Below are 16,343 nucleotides of genomic sequence, written 5' to 3'. Positions count from 1 at the left end.
ACAAGGACGCCGAGGCCCCGATCTTCGACCTGGCCGACTACGGCGTCGTCGGCGACCTCTTCGACGTCGTCCCCGCCCTCACCGAGGAGATCAACTCCCGCAAGGGATGAGCGCGTTGAGGGGCTGCCCGGTTCAGTACGACCTGGGCAGCCTCAGCACGTGCTGGGACACGTAGTTGAGGACCATCTCCTGGCTGATCGGGGCGAGCCTGAGCAACCGGGACTCCCGGAAGTACCGCTCGACGTGGTACTCGCGGGCGTATCCCATGCCGCCCAGTGTCTGCACGGCCCGGTCCGCGGCCTGGAAACCGGCGTCCGCGCAGAGGTACTTGGCCATGTTGGCCTCGCGTCCGCACTCCAGACCCCGGTCGTAGCGCCAGGCGGCGTTGCGGGCCATGAGGCGGGCCGCGTCGAGCCGGGTCAGGGCCTCGGCGAGGGGGAAGGCGATGCCCTGGTTCTGGCCGATGGGGCGGCCGAAGACGACCCGGTCGCGGGCGTAGCGGGTTGCCGCGTCGAGAGCGGCCCGGCCGAGTCCGAGGGCCTCGTGGGCGAGCAGGATGCGCTCGGGGTTGAGGCCGTCGAGCAGATACCGGAAACCCTCGCCCTCCTCGCCGATCCGGGCACTGGCCGGGACGCGCAGGCCGTCGATGAAGATCTCGTTGGAGGCGACCGCGTTGCGGCCCATCTTGGGGATCGGGCGGATGTCCATGGCGGTGCGGTCGACGTCGACCAGAAAGACGGAGATCCCCTTGGTGGGCTTGTCCACCTCGTCGCGTGGGGTTGTGCGGGCGAGGAGCACCATTTTCTGCGAGTCCCCGGCCTTGGTGATCCAGATCTTGCGGCCGTCGATGACGTAGTGGTCGCCGTCGCGGCGGGCGAAGGTGGAGATGCTGGTGGTGTCGGTGCCGGCATCGGGTTCGGTGACACCGAAGCAGACGTGCAGGTCGCCGGAGGCGGCGTGCGGGAGGACCTCGCGGCGGAGTTGTTCGCTGCCGTGCCGGGCGAGGACGTTGAGGCCGAAGATGGTCAGGTGCATGGTGCTGCACCCGTTCATGCCGGCCCCTGAGGCGGCCACCTCTTCGAGCAGCAGCGATGCCTCCAGCACGCCCAGTCCCCCGCCGCCGTACTCCTCGGGGACGGCGATGCCGAGCCAGCCGGCCTTGGCGAAGGCGTCGTAGAAACTCCAGGGGAACTCGGCGCGTTCGTCCCGGTCCGCCCAGTACTCGGGGCCGAAGGAGACTGCCAGTTCGCGGACGCCCTCGCGGATGTCCTCCTGCTGCTCGGTCAACTCGAAATCCACGGCGACTCCCTGGAGAATGCGGTTTCCCTGTACGTAGAATAGCGTTTGCGCCTGCCGAGAGAGGAAGACCGTCTTGAACATCGCGACGCTGCTCGACATGGCCGTGGCCGGTGATCCCGACCGGGTGGCGATCGGCCGCCGAGGTTCCGGAACGACCTGCGCCCAACTGCGCCGGGCCGCTGCCGGTGTCGCGGCCGTCGTCCACACAGCCGGTGCACGGGAGTTGGTGTTCGCTGGACTCAACGGGCCAGCCTTTCCCGTGATGTTGTTCGGTGCGGCACTGGCCGGTGTACCGCTGGTGCCGGTCAACTACCGGCTGTCGGCGAAGGCGTTGACGGATCTGCTCGGTCATGTCGAGAGGCCGCTGGTGGTCGCAGACGATGCCTTCGCCGGAGCCTTCACGGAAGCGCGGACCACTGAGGCACTGCTGAAGGAGGCCCTGTCCGTCGAACCGGCGACCGGCCTGGAGGGCTCCGCGGACGATCCGGCGGTGCTGCTCTTCACCAGCGGGACGACGGCGGCGCCCAAGGCGGCCGTGCTGAGGCATCGGCACCTGACCAGTTATGTCCTCCAGACCGTCGAGTTCGCCTCGGCGGGACCGGAGGACGCGGTGCTCACCAGCGTGCCGCCGTATCACGTGGCGGGCGTCGGGTCGGTGCTCAGCAACCTGTACGCCGGGCGCCGGATGGTGCATCTGGGGGCCTTCGAGCCTGGTGCGTGGCTGGAGTTGGTGCGGGCCGAGCGGATCACGTCCGCCATGGTCGTGCCGACCATGCTGGCCCGGATCGTGGAGCACCTGGAGGGCCGCCCGGCCGAGGTGCCGACGCTGCGGGCGTTGGCGTACGGCGGGGCCCGGATGCCGCACACGGTTCTGGAGGCGGCCCTGCGCGCCTTTCCCGACACCGGGTTCACCAATGCGTACGGCCTCACCGAGACCAGTTCCACGATCGCGCTCCTCGGCCCGGAGGACCACCGGGCGGCGTTCGCGTCGGACGACCCGGCGGTTCGGGCCCGGATGGGGTCGGCCGGACGTATGGTCCCCGGGGTGGAGGCGCAGATCCGGGGTGCCCGATCGCCGGGCGCGGTCGGTGAGTTGTGGGTGCGCGGGCCGCAGGTGTCCGGGGAGTACCAGGGGGCCGACGCCCTGTTGGACGCGGGTGGCTGGTTCCACACCCGCGATCTCGCCCACTTCGACGACGACGGCTATCTGTTCATCGTGGGGCGGGCGGACGACACGATCATCCGTGGCGGGGAGAACATCGCTCCCGCCGAGATCGAGGACGTCCTGCTGCGGCACACCGCCGTGCGCGAGGCGGCCGTCGTGGGGGTGCCCGACGAGGAGTGGGGCGAGCGGATCGCCGCGTTCGTCGTCGTGCACGAACGGGCCTCAGTGGACGGAGAGACCCTCCGTGCCTGGGTGCGCGCCCGGCTGCGGGGCTCCAGGACACCCGACACGGTCACCTTCCTCACCGAACTGCCGTACACCCCCACCGGAAAGCTGCTGCGCCGGCAGCTGCTCGACCTGACACGGAAAGGCTGACGCGGGTGACTTCCTTCGTTGAGCTGCATGATCTGACGGGCAGGGTGGCGGTGGTCACCGGCGGTTCGCGCGGGATCGGCCGGTCCATCGCGCAGACGCTGGCGGAGGCCGGGGCCGATGTGGTGGTGGCCTCGCGGAAGATCGAGGCGTGCGAGGCGGCGGCCGGGGAGATCCGGGCGTCGACCGGGCGGCGGGCCGTGGGGATCGCCTGCCATGTCGGCCGGTGGTCCGACTGCGAGCGGCTGGTCGCCGAGACGCTCCGCGAGTACGGGCGTCTCGACGTCCTGGTCAACAACGCGGGGATGTCCCCGATGTACGAGAGCCTCGACACGGTCAGCGAGGAGCTCTACGACAAGACGCTCGCCGTGAACCTCAAGGGGCCGTTCCGGCTGGCCGTACTCGCCGCGAAGCACATGACGGATCATGGGGGCGGCTCGATCATCAACATAGGAACCGCGGGCTCGTTGCTCGCCAGCGTCCACGAACTCCCGTACGCCTGCGCGAAGGCGGGCCTCAACGCCCTGACCGTCGGCCTGGCGGAGGCCTACGCCCCGAAGGTCCGCGTGAACGCGATCCTCCCGGGCCCGGTCCTGACGGACGCTCACCAGGCCTGGGCCGCCGCGGACTTCGACGCCTCCTTCGTCCCACTGGGCCGCCTCGGCCAACCGACCGACGTGGCCCCCCTCGCCCTGCACTTCGCGAGCGCGGCGTCGAGCTTCACGACCGGGGCGATCGTGCGGGTGGACGGGGGGATTACCCGGAAGGTCTGAACGCATGAGAAAGGGGCTCTCCGTGACGGAGGGCCCCTTTGAGTGTTCAGCGCTCGGCCTGCTCGTGCCGGTACACCTGTCCGCCCTTCATCACGAACCGCACGTCCTCCGTCACCCCGATGTCCGTGAGGGGGTCACCGGGGACCGCGATGATGTCGGCCAGCAGGCCTGGTTCGAGGCGGCCTCGGTCGTCGGTGTCGATCAGGTCGGCGGCTATCGTCGTGGCGGCTCGGATCGCGGCCAGGGGGGTCATGCCCCGGTCGACCAGGGCGATCAGCTCGCGGGCGTTGCGGCCGTGCGGGATGGCCGGGGCGTCCGTGCCGCAGGCGACTCGGACTCCTCGTTCGATCGCGCGCCGGATCGTCGCCTTGGCCTGGGGGAACACCTCCGCCGCCTTGGCCTGGAGTTCGGGGGCCGCCTTGGAGACGTCCATGCCGTCGGCGATGTAGGTCGTGGCCACCAGGAACGTGCCCCGTTCCACCATCAGGTCCAGGGTCTCGTCGCTCGCGAGGAAACCGTGCTCGATGCAGTCGATGCCCGCGGCGAGGGCGGCGCGGATCGTACGGTCGCCCATGCAGTGGGCAGCGACCTTGAGGCCGGCGCGGTGGGCCTCGTCGACGATGGCCCGCAGTTCCTCGTCGGAGTACTGCTGGGCGCCGGCCGGCCCGGTGTGGGACATGATGCCGTTCGACGCGCAGACCTTGATGACCCGGGCCCCGTGCTTGATCTGGTAGCGGACGGCCTTGCGGACCTCGTCGACCCCGTTGGCGATCCCCTCCTCCACGGTGAGGGGCATGATGTGCGGCGCGAACGCCTGGAACATGGTGGGGTCGAGATGACCGCCGGTCGGGGTGATCGCGTGGCCGGCGGGAACCACCCGCGGTCCGTCGATCCAGCCCAGGTCGATGGCCTTGCGCAGCGCCACGTCCAACAGCAGCCCGCCCGTCTGCACGAACAGACCCAGGTTGCGTACGGTCGTGAAGCCCGCGCGCAGCGTCCGGCGGGCGTTGGCGACCGCGCGCAGGGTCCGCACGGCCGGGTCGTCCTGGACCGGGTTGAGGGGGCTGCGGTGGTCGGGGCCGCCGAGCAGCAGGTTGACCTCCATGTCCATCAGCCCGGGCAGGAGGGTCAGGTCGCCGAGGTCGACGACCACCGCGTCGGACGGGACCGACGCGGGGGCGACCTCGACGATGCGCTCGTCCTGGATCAACAGGTCGCCGGGCTCGACCAGTTCACCCTTTGCCACGTCGAGCATGCGGGCGGCGCGCAGATGGACGGGCGGACGGGGCTCGCGGGGCCGTGGCATCAGATCGCCGGTTCCAGGACCGCGTCGATGGCGGCCGCGCCCGTGTCGGGGACCTTGGGCTGGCGCCAGGCCTCCACGGGGAAGGCGACGGTCACCAGGGCGCAGAACAGCCACAGCAGGTGTTTGTCCTCGTCGGAGATGCCCTCCATGGAGACCTGCTGGAGGTATTCGGTGCCGTTCGCCAGCAGCGGGAACGCCGTGTTGTAGAAGGTGTCGAGCTCGTCCATGGTGGAGGCGATCCGCTTGGCGTAGCGGGCCTTCTCGGTCGGGACGGCCCAGTCGGCGAACGGCTCCAGGGCCGCGAACTCGGGTGGGAACACAGTGGCCATGGGTCCTCCTCGGATCAGGACGTGCGCTGCGCGTGGTCGCGGACGTACTGGCGTGCGGTGCTGTGCAGATGCCGTAGGAGCACTTCCTGGTCGTTGAGCGGGAACTCCGTGACCGCGCGCGACTCCAGCATGGTCTGCGTCGCCTCCAGGGTGTTGCCGTCCTGGAGGCCGTACTCCTTGAAGGAGACGACGGCCAGCTCCTGCTGCAGGCGCTGGAAGGCGTTCTCCGGCGGGACGAAGTAGCAGGTTGCCTCGAAGATGTGGGAGTTGTAGGCGGTCGGCCAGTAGTGGTAGGTCAGCACCCAGTTCGGCCGCCAGATCAGCAGCATGAAGTTGGGGAAGAAGACGAAGGAGTCCATGCCCCAGCGCGGGTCGCGGGTCGGATTGACGGCCGGGGGCAGGTCCTCGGTGGCCACGCCGATGTCGGGGAACTCCCACGGGCCGAACAGGCCGCTGCGCAGGGCGCCTTCGATGGGCTTGACCATCTTGCGGTCGTGCGGCGGGGCGATGCCTCCCCAGGAGGACACCATGCTGTGCGGGCCGTCGATGTCGTAGTGCAGGGCCTCGTAGCCGTACTTCTGGATCTTGCGGGCCTCGTCGGCCATGTACTGGCCGGCGTGCAGGATCGGCGCGTGGTAGAACTCGGCGAACGCGTCGATGAAGAGCTTCCAGTTGGCGCCGATCTCGGCCCGGTACTTGTGCGCCTGGGTCATCTTGTGGAAGGGGTAGCCCTCGATACCCTTCGCGAACTCGCCGAGGAACTCCCTGAGCGGAGTGGTGTTGTTGGAGTCGAGGTTCACGAAGATGAACCCCTCCCAGACCTCCGTCTGGACGTGACTGAGGCCGTACTTCGACTTGTCGAGGTCGAAGAACTCCTGCTCCTGCTGGACGAAGGTGAGCTTGCCCTCCAGGTCGTAGCGCCAGGCGTGGTACTTGCAGGTGAACTGGCGGCACACCCCGCTGGTCTCCTGGCGCGGGAAGTCGTTCCACACCAGCTTGTTGCCGCGGTGCCGGCACACGTTGTGGAAGGCCCGCACCTCGTCGTCCGTGCCCCGCGCCACGATCACCGAGGTACCCGCCGCGTCCAGCTCCTTGGTGAAGAAGCTGCCCCGCTTGGGGAGTTGCTCGACGCGGCCCACGTTCAGCCAGGTCCGCCGGAAGATGGCGTCCCGCTCCAGCTCGTAGTGCGCGGGCGAGATGGAGTCCTCGTAGGACACCGGCTCGGTGTCGATCTTGAGGTGTTCGGTCCAGCTGCCCTCATCGGGCTTCTTGAAGTGCGCCATGGGGTCTGGTCCTCCAGTCGGCTGTACGGAGGATGCGATAATCTCAGTCTCTCCGTATGAGAATGCTATTCTCGCTCGCGATCGGCCGTCAAGAACCCTCCGTGAAGGGGAAGATCCGGGTGAAGTCCGCACCGGGCTCGGCGGTCGCGAAGTCCTCCCAGACGGCCGCCGCCGAACGGCCCACGACCGCGGGTCCGCCCTGCTCCTCCACCTCGTCCAGATAGAGCCGAACGTCCTTCGCCATCAGGGAGTTGGTGAAACCGGCGGCATAGCGGCCGGTGAGGACATGGCGCGGGAACTTGTCCTCGGTGGCGGCGCTGCGGCCGCTGGAGGTGTTCAGGACGTCGAGCATGGTGGCCAGGTCGAGGCCCGCGGCCAGCCCGAAGGCGACGGCCTCGCTGGTGGCGGCGAGGGTGGTGGCGGACAGGAAGTTGTTGGCGAGCTTGAGGGCCTGGGCCATGCCGGGACGGTCGCCGACCCGGTGACGGCGGTCACTCAGGCCCGCGAGGACGGGCTCCGCCCGGGCACAGGCCTCGTCGGTGCCCGCGTACATCACGGTGAGGGTGCGGGCGCGGGCTCCGGCGACCCCTCCGGAGACCGGGGCGTCGACATAGCCGATGCCGTCCTTCGCCAGCAGTTCGGCGATCGTCCGCGCCGCCGACGGGCCGATCGTCGAGGCGTCGACGACACAGCCGACACCGCGGTTCTCGGTGGCGAGGATCTCACGGGCGACCTGTTCGGAGGCGGTGCCGTCCGGCAGGCTGAGCACCAACACCTCGGCACGGCGGGCGACTTCGGCCACGTCGTCGACGTGGACCGCCGGGGCGGGAGACCTCGCCGGGCCCAGGGCGTCGTGGGTCACCACGGGGTGGCCCGCCGCCACGAGGTTCGCGGCCAGGACGGCGCCCATGTTGCCCAGTCCGACGAAACCGATCACCGTTCGTCCTCCCGCTGCACCCGTACGGCCTTCACCGAGCGGCGGGCCGCGCTGCCGGCCGGTGCGCCGCAGTACGCGGCGATCTGGAAGAGCAGTTCGTCGACCTCGGCGTCGGTGACGCCGATGCGCGGGGCGCCGTCCAGGTGGAGGCGGAACTCCTCCATGCGCCCGAGTGCGGCAGTCATGGCGAGCACCAGCAGACTGCGGTCGCGCGGGCTGAGGGCGCCGCCGCGGGCCCAGACGCCCCAGGCCGTGGTGGTGAGGTAGTCCTGGAACTCGGCGGCGACGGGGTCGGGTTCGGCGCTCTGGCCGTCGACGTAGGTGTCGCCGAGCACGGCCCGGCGCATGCCGCGCGCGGCGCGCAGCTCCTCGGTCTCTTTCATGGATCTCCCAGTGGGATCGGGTGGAAGGCCTCGCGAGACCTCCACTCCAAGCAGCGAGAATGCCGCTCTCATAAACGTCCATCCAAGATTCCAGAGAACGGAGAATTGTGCTACCGTCGCACCCCGTCAGGGCGCCGGCGGAGGGAGCTCAGCAGATCGTGGACGACTTCGAGAGCATCGACTTCTTCCGGGACGAACGGCTCGTCGCGGACCCGTATCCGTACTTCGACGCCCTGCGCGGGCAGTGCCCCGTGCAACGGGAGAACCACCACGACGTGATGATGGTGACCGGGTACGACGAGGCGGTGCAGGTCTACAACGACACCGACGCCTTTTCCTCCTGTCTGTCGGTCAGCGGACCCTTCCCGGGCTTCCCGGTCCCCCTTGAGGGCGACGACGTGAGCGCGCTCATCGAGGAGCACCGGGACGGGCTCCCGATGAGCGACCAACTCCCCACGCTGGACCCGCCGAAGCACACGGATCACCGTGCCCTGCTGATGCGGCTGATCACGCCGAAGCGCCTCAAGGAGAACGAGGCGTCGATGTGGCATCTCGCCGACGGCCTCCTGGACACGTATCTCCCGCCGGGCGAGGGGGAGTTCATCGGCGGGTTCGCCGGTCCGTTCACCCTGCTCGTCATCGCCGACCTGCTCGGCGTGCCCGAGGAGGACCGCGCGGAGTTCATGGACCGGCTCCAGAACCGACCCCGCACCGAGGCCGGGGTCGGAAGCACCGGCGACGACAGCATGCACCACTCGCCGCTGGAGTTCCTCTACGGCCGTTTCGCCGAGTACATCGAGGAACGCCGCGGGGAACCGCGCGCCGACGTCCTCACGGGCCTCGCGACCGCGACCTTCCCCGACGGTTCCACGCCCGAGGTCGCCGATGTCGTACGGGTCGCCGCCAACCTCTTCGCGGCCGGGCAGGAGACCACGGTCCGGCTGCTGAGCACCGCACTGCGGATCATCGCCGAACAGCCCGACGTGCAGCGGCTGTTGCGTGCCGAGCGGGACCGCATACCGAACTTCATCGAGGAGGCGCTGCGCGCGGAGAGCCCGGTCAAGGGCGACTTCCGGCTGTCGAAGGTGCCGACCACGGTGGGCGGGGTGGACATCCCCGCCGGGACCACGCTGATGGTGCTGAACGGCGCCGCCAACCGAGATCCGCGCCAGTTCGAGGACCCGGGCACCTTCGACGTGCGCCGCGCGAACGTCCGCCGCCATCTCGCCTTCGGCCGAGGGGTGCACACCTGCCCGGGGGCGCCGCTGGCCCGCGCCGAGGCCCGCGTGAGCATCGAGCGCATTCTGGACCGTACGACGGACATCCGGATCTCCGAGTCCGCGCACGGGCCCGCCGACGCCCGCCGGTTCCAGTACGTCCCGACGTTCATCCTGCGCGGTCTGACCCACCTCGACCTGGAGTGGAGCACTGCCGGATGAAGGTGAGCGTGGACGACGAGCGCTGCCGGGGGCACGGTGTGTGCTGCACCTACTGCCCGGAGGTCTTCGACCTGGGCGACGACGGCTACGCCGTGGTCGACACGCCCGACATACCGTCCGAGCACGAGAACGCGGTGCGCACCGCCGCCGCGATGTGCCCCGAGCGGGCCATCACCGTCAGCTGACCAGGAGAGTCATGCCCAAGGGTTACGTCATCATCACCGAGACCATCAAGGACCCCGCCGGCATGGCGGCCTACGGAAAGGCCGCCGCGGCCTCGATGGCCGAGAGCGGCGCGAAGATACTCGTCGTCGACCCCGGGCCCGAGGTCCTGGAGGGCGAGTGGCACGGGACCCAGACGGTGGTCCTTGAGTTCGAGTCCGTGGCGGCGGCGAAGGCCTGGTACGAGTCCGAGTCGTATCAGAAGGCCAAGCCGCTGCGGCTGGCGGCGGCCGAGTCGAACGGCGTGATCGTCGCCGGCTTCGAGATGCCCACCGCCGGCTGATGGGCACGGTCGAGCTGTCCTGCGGGCTGCCGCCGGGCCCGGACTTCGCGGAACTGGCCGTACTCGCCGAGGAGTTGGGATACAGCCGGGTCTGGATCTACGACTCGGCGCCACTCTGGGAGGACCCCTTCGTCCATCTCGCCCTGGCCGCCCGGCGCACCACCCGTATCGGCCTGGCGACCGCCGTGCTGATCCCCCAGCAGCGGTCGGTGATGGCGATGGCGTCCGCCGTCGCCACGATCGCCCGCCTGTCCGACGGCCGCTTCCGGGCCTGCTTCGGTACGGGCTTCACGGCCCGGCTGGCGATGGGGCAGCGGCCCATGAGGCTGGACGCGCTCGGCACGTATGTGACCGCTCTGCGGGGGCTGCTCGCCGGACGGACCGTGACGGTCGACGGCAGGCCGGCGCGCATGCTGCACGCGGACGGACTGACGGCCGCCCGACCCGTCCAGGTTCCGTTGTGGCTCAGCGCGTTCGGGCCCCGCGGTGCCGCACTGGCCGAGTCGATGGCCGACGGGATCGTCGGGCCACCGCACGCCACGCTGCCGACGGCGACCATCGTCTCCGGCACGGTCCTCGACTCCGGTGAGGACCCGGGGTCCCCGCGGGTGCGGGAGGCGGTCGGGCCGTGGCGGGTGGTGGACTGGCACAACGCGTACGCCATGGGCGGCACCGAAGCCGTCGACGCGCTGCCCGGTGGCAAGGAGTGGCGGGCGGCGGTGGAGGAGCTGGCCCCGGAGGACGAACGGCATCTGCTCGCCTTCGAGGGCCATGTCACTCATCTGCCCGAAAGGGACCGCCGGCTGCTCGACCACATCGACGTCACGACGATGGTCGGCGATGCGAAGTGTGTCGGCGATCAACTCGATCGGCTCGGCGACCTCGGCTTCCGGGAGGTCGTGTACACGCCGAGCGGGCCGGATGTACGGCGTGAACTGCGGGCGTTCGTGTCGGCGCACCGCACCTGAGCACAGGCCTCATGAGCGTGCCGCGAGCGCCGCTCGTGTCCCGCCGTCCACCAGGATGTCGACCCCGGTGAGGAAGGACGCCTCGTCCGACAGCAGGAAGGCCACCACGGCCGCCAGTTCCTCGGGGCGTCCTTCCCTCCCCAGCGCCGACGACTCCACGAGGCTCTTCATCGACGGGTGATGCTCCGCCTCCTGCCGCCCCTGCGGGGTCCCGACGATCCCGGGCGACACCGAGCACACCCGCGCACCCACCGGTCCGACCCGCACCGCCTCCCGCTGGACGAGCCGCTGGACCCCGCGTTTGGCCCAGGTGTACGCCACGCCCGGGTCCTCGATGCCCGGCCCGACGGCCTCCCGCATACGGTCCAGGAAGTGCGCGTCGAGCGGCTCGGCCAACGCCGCCTCGACCGCGGGCTGCGGCGCGGAGTCCCCGAACATCGCCGCCATCGAGGCGAAGCACACCATGGCCGTGCCCCGTGTGGCGAGCGGCCGCAGCGCCTCTGCCAGCAGGGCCGTACCGACGAGGTCGACGGACAGGATCCGCCGCCAGTCGGCCATGGTCGGCGAGATGCCCGCCGCGTGGGCGACGGCCCGCAGTGATCCCAACTCCCCCGCGCGGGCGGCGAGTCGGGTCAGTCCGTCGGCATCGGTGATGTCGGAGACGAACGGTTCCACGACCGCCCGGTGTCCGGCGCCGGACAGTTGGGCCGCCGTCGCGAGCACCGTCACCTCGTCGAGATCGACCAGCAGCAGCCGTTCCACGTCGTCGGCCAGCCGCCGCGCGCACTCCAGTCCCATCCCCCGGCCCGCCCCGGTGACGATCCCCACGGTGCTCATCCGTTCCTCCTGCCGGTCGTCCAGTACGGCTCCAGCAGCGGCTGGAGTTCACGGGTCACGAGCTCGATGCGCGGGCCGCCGACCGTCTGGTGGAAGGCCCAGTAGGGAGTGCCGTCGGGGCGTCTGCCCTGGGCCTCCAACGGGTGGCCGCGACCGGCGAGTTCGGCGGAGTCGGCGGCCACGTCGTCCGACCAGTAGCCGAGGTGGTGGACGCCCGAGTCGGCGGGCTGCCAGAGGGTGCCCGGGACACTCCGGACGAGTTCCACTCGCGGGATGGACATCGAGTACACCGACAGCAGGTCGAGAACGGTCTCGCCCTCGGGCAGCAGCACCCGGGCCGGTGCGCCGATCCCCTCGCACCACTGGTAGCCGAAGAGGTCCGTCAGCTCGGCGGCGGCCGCCGCGAGGTCGTCGACGACGATCCCCACATGGAACTGATCACTTGGCTTCACTCGTACGCTCCCTCGGTCAGGACCGTGCGCAGACAGAAACGGGTGATGTGGTCGACGTCGGCCGCCGTGGGCCGCTCCCGACGCCACAGATGGTCCGCGAGCCGGCCCACGGTGGCGTGGGCGGCCAGGGACGCGTCCAACTCCGGGTCGGCGCTGCCGAGTTCGGCGTACGACTCGTGCAGCAGCCGTGCCAGCATGCCCGTGGCCGACGGGGGTCCCGCGAGGAAACCCTCGGTGACGCTGCCGGCGTTCCACATCACGGCGAGGGTGGTCGCCGCGGTCTCCTCGTCCATGGCCTGGGACAGCACGCCCTCGACCCAGCGGCGCACCTTGTCCTGCGGCGCGGGCTCCTTGGCCATCTGGTGGGTGAGGTAGCCGCACAGCTGCCCGGCGCCGTCCTCCATGATCGCGGCGACCAGGGCGTCCTTGGACCTGAAGTGCCGGTAGAACGCCTCGTTGGACAGTCCGGCCACCGCCACGATGTCGGCGACGCGCGGCCGTGACGTGGTGCCGCAGCGCCGCATCACCTCACGCGCGGCGTCGAGAAGAGCCCGTACCTCGGTCGTGTACTGGGCTTCCCGGCTCGCCAGCGCGCGTTGCGCGATCCGGTCGGCAACGTCACTCCGCGACATGGGAATTGTGTTCTCGTTCATGAGAACGCTATTCTGGCAGTCGCCGGAAGGAGACACAATGCCGTGGGACTTCGAAACAGACCCGGACTACCAGGCACAGCTGGACTGGGCGGCCCGGTTCGTCCGCGAGGAGATCGAGCCTCTCGACCTGCTGTGGGACGGCCTTCAGTTCACCCCGCCCGACGAGAACCTCCGTCGTGTCCTCGACCCCCTGAAGAAGGAGGTCCGCTCCCATGGCCTGTGGGCCACCCACCTCGGCCCCGAGCTCGGCGGTGAGGGCCACGGGCAGGTCAAGTTGTGCCTGCTCAACGAGATCCTGGGGCGCTCCTCCTGGGCCCCGATCGTGTTCGGCTGCCAGGCCCCGGACACGGGCAACGCCGAGATCCTCGCCCACTACGGCACCCAGGGGCAGAAGGACCGCTATCTGCGCCCGCTGCTCGACGGCGAGATCTTCTCCTGCTACTCGATGACCGAGCCCCAGGCGGGCGCCGACCCCAAGGAGTTCACGACCCGGGCCGTGCGGGACGGGGACCACTGGGTGCTCAACGGCTGGAAGTACTTCTCCTCCAACGCCAGGACCGCCGCCTTCTTCATCGTCATGGCGGTGACCGACCCGGACGGCGACCCGTACAAGAGCATGTCGATGTTCCTGGTCCCCGCCGACGCGCCCGGCATCGTCATCGAGCGCAATGTGGCCCTGGCCGGTGAGCCGGAGGAGCGGGGTTCGCACGCGCTCGTCCACTACGACGACGTACGGGTCCCGGCGGACGCGCTGCTCGGCGGCGAGGGCCAGGCCTTCGTGATCGCCCAGACGCGGCTCGGGGGCGGCCGGATCCACCACGCCATGCGGACCATCGGCCTGGCGGGCAAGGCCTTCGACATGATGTGCGAGCGGGCGCTGAGCCGGCGGACACAGGGCGAGCGCCTCGCCGACAAGCAGTTCGTGCAGGGGCACATAGCCGACTCGTACGCGCAGCTCACCCAGTTCCGACTGGCCGTTCTGCACACCGCCTGGAAGATCGACAAGTACAACGACTACCGCAAGGTCCGCAAGGACATCGCGATGATCAAGACCCAACTGCCCACGGTGCTGCACGACATCGCCCACCGGGCCATCCAGGTCCACGGGGCACTCGGCGTGAGCGGCGACATGCCGCTGTTCCGGATGCTGCTCGGCGCGAGCGTCCTGGGGATCGCCGACGGCCCCACCGAGGTCCACAAGGTGACGGTCGCCCGCCAGGTGCTGCGCGACCACAAGCCGAGCGAGGACCTGTGGCCCAGCGCCTATCTGCCGAAACGGGTCGCGGCGGCGCGCGCCAAGTACGCCGAGTTCCTGGAGTCCGGGACGGAGGCCCGATGATCGACATCGAGCGACTGGCCAGGTGGCTGGACCAGTCCGGACTGCCCGGCAAGGGCGAGCCGATCGAGCACCGGTATGTCTCCGGCGGGGCGCAGAACGAGATCTACGAGATCCGTCGCGGCGACCTCCACTGCGCCCTGCGCATCCCGCCGGCCGCCGCTCCGGCCGCCCGGGACGAGGGGATCCTGCGGGAGTGGCGGATCATCGAGGCGCTGAACGGCACGGATGTCCCGCACACCGAGGCGGTCGCCGTCTGCACGGACCCCGCCGTTCTGGGCCGGACCTTCTATCTGATGGAGTTCGTCGACGGCTGGTCACCGATGGGTGTACGGGGCTGGGCGGCCCCCTTCGACACGGACCTGTCGGCGCGGGCGGGGCTCGGGTACCGGCTCGCGGAGGGCATCGCGCTGCTGTCCAAGGTGGACTGGCGGGCGAAGGGCCTCGACGACCTGGGCCGCCCCGACGGCTTCCACGAGCGCCAAGTGGACCGCTGGACGCGGTACTTGGAGCGGGTGAAGGGCCGCGAGCTGCCCGGATTCGACGAAGCCGCCGCGTGGCTGCGCGCCCACAAGCCGCTCGACTACGTTCCCGGCCTGATGCACGGCGACTACCAGTTCGCCAACGTCATGTTCCGCAACGGCGCCCCGGCCCGGCTCGCCGCGATCGTCGACTGGGAGATGGGCACGGTCGGCGACCCCAAGCTGGACCTCGCCTGGATGCTCCGCGGCTGGCCCGAGGACACCAGCGCCCCCGAGGCGGCGACCGCCCTGTACGTCGACCTGACCGGCATGCCCTCGCGGTCCGAACTGATCCAGCACTACGCCTCGGTGTCGGGCCGCCAGGTCGACGACATGGACTACTACGACGTCCTCGCCCAGTGGAAGCTGGGTGTCGTCCTCGAACAGGGCTTCCAACGGGCCGGTGACAACGAGAAGTTGCAGGCCTTCGGCCCGATGGTGCTCGACCTCATGAAGAGCGCGGCGGAGCTGGCGGCGACGACGCGGTACGGGGCGTAGGTCTCAGGGCCTCACAGCCCCAGCGACTTCGCGATGATGACCTTCATGACCTCGCTCGTGCCGGCGTAGATGCGGGTGATACGGGCGTCGGTGTAGAGGCGGGAGATCGGATACTCCGTCATATAGCCGTATCCACCGAAGAGTTGCAGGCACCGGTCGACGGCCCGTGCCTGCATCTCCGTGCAGAACAGCTTCACCTTCGCGGCGTCGGTGCCGGACAGTTCGCCGTCGACCAGGGAGAGGACCGCCCGGTCGAGCATGGCCTGGGCGGCCTCGATCTCCACGGCGACGGCGGCGAGTTCGAACTTGGTGTTCTGGAACGAGGCGACCGACTTCCCGAAGACCTGGCGCTCCTTCACATAGGCGACGGTCGTGTCGAGCGCGGCCCTCGCCTGCGCCACCGAGCCGACGGCGACCGTCATCCGCTCCTGCGGGAGGTTGTGGCCGAGGTAGCGGAAGGCGGCGCCCTCCTCCCCCAGCCGGTTGGTCACCGGCACACGTACGTCGTCGAAGGCCAGCTCGACGGTGTCCTGGACCTTGATGCCCATCTTGTCGAGGACGCGCCCACGGGTGAACCCGGGCATGCCGTCCTCGACCACCAGCAGGGTCAGGCCCGCGCGCCGGTCGTCGGGGTCGGTGGCGGTGCGGGCGACCACGATCACCAGGTCGGCGAGGAGGCCGCCGGTGATGAAGGTCTTGGCACCGTTCAGGACGTAGCTGTCCCCGTCGCGGACGGCGGTGGTGCGGATGCCGGCGAGGTCGGAGCCGGTGCCGGGCTCTGTCATGGCGATCGCGGTCAGCAGCGTGCCGGCGGCGAGTCCGGGGAACCAGCGCCGACGCTGTGCCGGGTCGGCGTAGGCGAGGAAGTAGGGCAGCACCACGTCGAGTTGGGTGCGGACCGTGCCGAGGGTGACCAGGGCGCGGGCGGACTCCTCCTGGAGGACGACGTTGTAGCGGTAGTCGTCGAGGCCCGTGCCTCCGTACTCCTCGGGGATCGACATGCCCAACAGGCCCAGGGAGCCCAGCTGTTCGAAGAGGGATCTGGGCAGTCGGCCCGCCTTCTCCCAGTCGGCGTAGTGCGGGACGACCTCCTTCGCCACGAACTCCCGGACCAGTTTGCGGAATTCCTCATGGTCGGACGCGAAGACCTCTCGGCGCACGGTGAGCCCCTTCAGTAGGCGAGTTCGACGAGCGTGGCGTTGGCCGTGCCGCCGCCTTCGCGGTACCGGACCAGCGGTGTGAGCTCCAGCTGCTGTGCTGGCGCGGGAGTCGTGACCAGCAGGGCGG

General features: G+C 70.0%; 18 protein-coding genes and 1 pseudogene. 9 read left to right on the top strand and 10 right to left on the bottom strand.

Annotated features, from left to right (window positions below; translation table 11 throughout):
• Positions 1 to 110: pseudogene (locus ACI2L1_RS35350) on the top strand (electron transfer flavoprotein subunit alpha/FixB family protein); the annotation flags it as partial.
• A gap of 22 nt (positions 111 to 132) precedes the next feature.
• Here ACI2L1_RS35350 and ACI2L1_RS35345 read toward each other — a convergent pair.
• Positions 133 to 1,299, bottom strand: coding sequence for an acyl-CoA dehydrogenase family protein (locus ACI2L1_RS35345; protein ID WP_404743510.1), 1,167 nt, complete (start codon positions 1,297 to 1,299; stop codon positions 133 to 135).
• Between the two features lie 73 nt (positions 1,300 to 1,372).
• Between ACI2L1_RS35345 and ACI2L1_RS35340 the strand changes: the two genes are divergently transcribed.
• Positions 1,373 to 2,839 carry a class I adenylate-forming enzyme family protein gene (locus ACI2L1_RS35340; protein WP_404743509.1) on the top strand — a complete coding sequence of 489 codons (1,467 nt, stop codon included), beginning with the start codon at positions 1,373 to 1,375 and terminating at the stop codon, positions 2,837 to 2,839.
• 5 nt (positions 2,840 to 2,844) lie between these two features.
• Positions 2,845 to 3,609 (top strand): SDR family NAD(P)-dependent oxidoreductase, encoded by a 765-nt coding sequence (locus ACI2L1_RS35335; RefSeq protein WP_404743508.1) that lies wholly within the window; start codon positions 2,845 to 2,847, stop codon positions 3,607 to 3,609.
• Between the two features lie 46 nt (positions 3,610 to 3,655).
• Here the strand turns inward: ACI2L1_RS35335 and ACI2L1_RS35330 are convergent, their stop codons facing one another.
• The 5 genes from ACI2L1_RS35330 to ACI2L1_RS35310 all read right to left on the bottom strand — a co-directional run bounded on the left by ACI2L1_RS35330 (position 3,656) and on the right by ACI2L1_RS35310 (position 7,847).
• A complete protein-coding gene (locus ACI2L1_RS35330) occupies positions 3,656 to 4,915 on the bottom strand; it encodes an amidohydrolase family protein (protein WP_404743507.1) in 1,260 nt (419 codons plus the stop codon).
• Complete coding sequence (locus tag ACI2L1_RS35325; RefSeq protein ID WP_404743506.1) at positions 4,915 to 5,244, bottom strand: hypothetical protein; 330 nt, start codon at positions 5,242 to 5,244, stop codon at positions 4,915 to 4,917. The genes ACI2L1_RS35330 and ACI2L1_RS35325 overlap by 1 nt, the downstream gene beginning before the upstream one ends.
• A 14-nt stretch (positions 5,245 to 5,258) precedes the next feature.
• Positions 5,259 to 6,527: an aromatic ring-hydroxylating dioxygenase subunit alpha gene (locus tag ACI2L1_RS35320; RefSeq protein ID WP_404743505.1), complete on the bottom strand. Its 1,269-nt coding sequence runs from the start codon at positions 6,525 to 6,527 to the stop codon at positions 5,259 to 5,261.
• Between the two features lie 88 nt (positions 6,528 to 6,615).
• The gene (locus ACI2L1_RS35315; RefSeq protein ID WP_404743504.1) at positions 6,616 to 7,464 is read right to left on the bottom strand and encodes an NAD(P)-dependent oxidoreductase; all 849 of its coding nucleotides are present in this window, start codon (positions 7,462 to 7,464) and stop codon (positions 6,616 to 6,618) included.
• Positions 7,461 to 7,847, bottom strand: a complete 387-nt coding sequence (locus tag ACI2L1_RS35310) for a carboxymuconolactone decarboxylase family protein (RefSeq protein WP_404743503.1) — start codon at positions 7,845 to 7,847, stop codon at positions 7,461 to 7,463. Before ACI2L1_RS35310 ends, ACI2L1_RS35315 begins: the two co-directional genes overlap by 4 nt.
• A 158-nt stretch (positions 7,848 to 8,005) precedes the next feature.
• Here ACI2L1_RS35310 and ACI2L1_RS35305 point away from each other — a divergent pair, with 158 nt between their 5' ends.
• The 4 genes from ACI2L1_RS35305 to ACI2L1_RS35290 are packed head-to-tail and all read left to right on the top strand — an operon-like array spanning position 8,006 to position 10,759.
• A complete protein-coding gene (locus tag ACI2L1_RS35305; RefSeq protein ID WP_404743502.1) occupies positions 8,006 to 9,286 on the top strand; it encodes a cytochrome P450 in 1,281 nt (426 codons plus the stop codon).
• On the top strand, positions 9,283 to 9,471 hold the full coding sequence (locus tag ACI2L1_RS35300) for a ferredoxin (RefSeq protein WP_404743501.1): 189 nt from the start codon (positions 9,283 to 9,285) through the stop codon (positions 9,469 to 9,471). Before ACI2L1_RS35305 ends, ACI2L1_RS35300 begins: the two co-directional genes overlap by 4 nt.
• Before the next feature lie 11 nt (positions 9,472 to 9,482).
• Positions 9,483 to 9,791 (top strand): DUF1330 domain-containing protein, encoded by a 309-nt coding sequence (locus ACI2L1_RS35295; RefSeq protein WP_404743500.1) that lies wholly within the window; start codon positions 9,483 to 9,485, stop codon positions 9,789 to 9,791.
• Positions 9,791 to 10,759, top strand: a complete 969-nt coding sequence (locus tag ACI2L1_RS35290; protein ID WP_404743499.1) for an LLM class flavin-dependent oxidoreductase — start codon at positions 9,791 to 9,793, stop codon at positions 10,757 to 10,759. Before ACI2L1_RS35295 ends, ACI2L1_RS35290 begins: the two co-directional genes overlap by 1 nt.
• Positions 10,760 to 10,768: 9 nt before the next feature.
• Here the strand turns inward: ACI2L1_RS35290 and ACI2L1_RS35285 are convergent, their stop codons facing one another.
• From ACI2L1_RS35285 to ACI2L1_RS35275, 3 genes are read right to left on the bottom strand one after another with little or no spacing between them, the layout of a single operon-like run.
• A complete protein-coding gene (locus ACI2L1_RS35285; RefSeq protein WP_404743498.1) occupies positions 10,769 to 11,596 on the bottom strand; it encodes an SDR family oxidoreductase in 828 nt (275 codons plus the stop codon).
• Positions 11,593 to 12,048 carry a VOC family protein gene (locus ACI2L1_RS35280; RefSeq protein ID WP_404743497.1) on the bottom strand — a complete coding sequence of 152 codons (456 nt, stop codon included), beginning with the start codon at positions 12,046 to 12,048 and terminating at the stop codon, positions 11,593 to 11,595. Before ACI2L1_RS35280 ends, ACI2L1_RS35285 begins: the two co-directional genes overlap by 4 nt.
• Positions 12,045 to 12,680, bottom strand: coding sequence for a TetR/AcrR family transcriptional regulator (locus tag ACI2L1_RS35275; protein ID WP_404743496.1), 636 nt, complete (start codon positions 12,678 to 12,680; stop codon positions 12,045 to 12,047). Before ACI2L1_RS35275 ends, ACI2L1_RS35280 begins: the two co-directional genes overlap by 4 nt.
• Before the next feature lie 58 nt (positions 12,681 to 12,738).
• Here ACI2L1_RS35275 and ACI2L1_RS35270 point away from each other — a divergent pair, with 58 nt between their 5' ends.
• Entirely contained in the window at positions 12,739 to 14,040 is a 1,302-nt protein-coding gene (locus ACI2L1_RS35270; RefSeq protein WP_404743495.1) for an acyl-CoA dehydrogenase family protein, read from the top strand.
• Positions 14,037 to 15,056, top strand: a complete 1,020-nt coding sequence (locus ACI2L1_RS35265; RefSeq protein ID WP_404743494.1) for a phosphotransferase family protein — start codon at positions 14,037 to 14,039, stop codon at positions 15,054 to 15,056. The genes ACI2L1_RS35270 and ACI2L1_RS35265 overlap by 4 nt, the downstream gene beginning before the upstream one ends.
• 11 nt (positions 15,057 to 15,067) lie before the next feature.
• On the opposite strand, the gene ACI2L1_RS35260 is transcribed toward ACI2L1_RS35265, so the two are convergent.
• Positions 15,068 to 16,216 (bottom strand): acyl-CoA dehydrogenase family protein, encoded by a 1,149-nt coding sequence (locus tag ACI2L1_RS35260; RefSeq protein ID WP_404743513.1) that lies wholly within the window; start codon positions 16,214 to 16,216, stop codon positions 15,068 to 15,070.
• Between the last annotated feature and the right edge of the window lie 127 nt (positions 16,217 to 16,343).

The organism is Streptomyces sp. NPDC019531, from assembly GCF_044903305.1.
Classification (GTDB): domain Bacteria; phylum Actinomycetota; class Actinomycetes; order Streptomycetales; family Streptomycetaceae; genus Streptomyces.
This window is presented reverse-complemented; position numbering and strand designations above follow the sequence as displayed.

What these genes read in the sequence shown, in the direction of transcription:
- ACI2L1_RS35330 (WP_404743507.1), bottom strand. Translation starts at nt 4,915, where the DNA reads ATGCCACGGCCCCGCGAGCCCCGTCCGCCCGTCCATCTGCGCGCCGCC.
- ACI2L1_RS35325 (WP_404743506.1), bottom strand. Translation starts at nt 5,244, where the DNA reads ATGGCCACTGTGTTCCCACCCGAGTTCGCGGCCCTGGAGCCGTTCGCC.
- ACI2L1_RS35320 (WP_404743505.1), bottom strand. Translation starts at nt 6,527, where the DNA reads ATGGCGCACTTCAAGAAGCCCGATGAGGGCAGCTGGACCGAACACCTC.
- ACI2L1_RS35310 (WP_404743503.1), bottom strand. Translation starts at nt 7,847, where the DNA reads ATGAAAGAGACCGAGGAGCTGCGCGCCGCGCGCGGCATGCGCCGGGCC.
- ACI2L1_RS35300 (WP_404743501.1), top strand. Translation starts at nt 9,283, where the DNA reads ATGAAGGTGAGCGTGGACGACGAGCGCTGCCGGGGGCACGGTGTGTGC.
- ACI2L1_RS35295 (WP_404743500.1), top strand. Translation starts at nt 9,483, where the DNA reads ATGCCCAAGGGTTACGTCATCATCACCGAGACCATCAAGGACCCCGCC.
- ACI2L1_RS35290 (WP_404743499.1), top strand. Translation starts at nt 9,791, where the DNA reads ATGGGCACGGTCGAGCTGTCCTGCGGGCTGCCGCCGGGCCCGGACTTC.
- ACI2L1_RS35285 (WP_404743498.1), bottom strand. Translation starts at nt 11,596, where the DNA reads ATGAGCACCGTGGGGATCGTCACCGGGGCGGGCCGGGGGATGGGACTG.
- ACI2L1_RS35275 (WP_404743496.1), bottom strand. Translation starts at nt 12,680, where the DNA reads ATGTCGCGGAGTGACGTTGCCGACCGGATCGCGCAACGCGCGCTGGCG.
- ACI2L1_RS35270 (WP_404743495.1), top strand. Translation starts at nt 12,739, where the DNA reads ATGCCGTGGGACTTCGAAACAGACCCGGACTACCAGGCACAGCTGGAC.
- ACI2L1_RS35265 (WP_404743494.1), top strand. Translation starts at nt 14,037, where the DNA reads ATGATCGACATCGAGCGACTGGCCAGGTGGCTGGACCAGTCCGGACTG.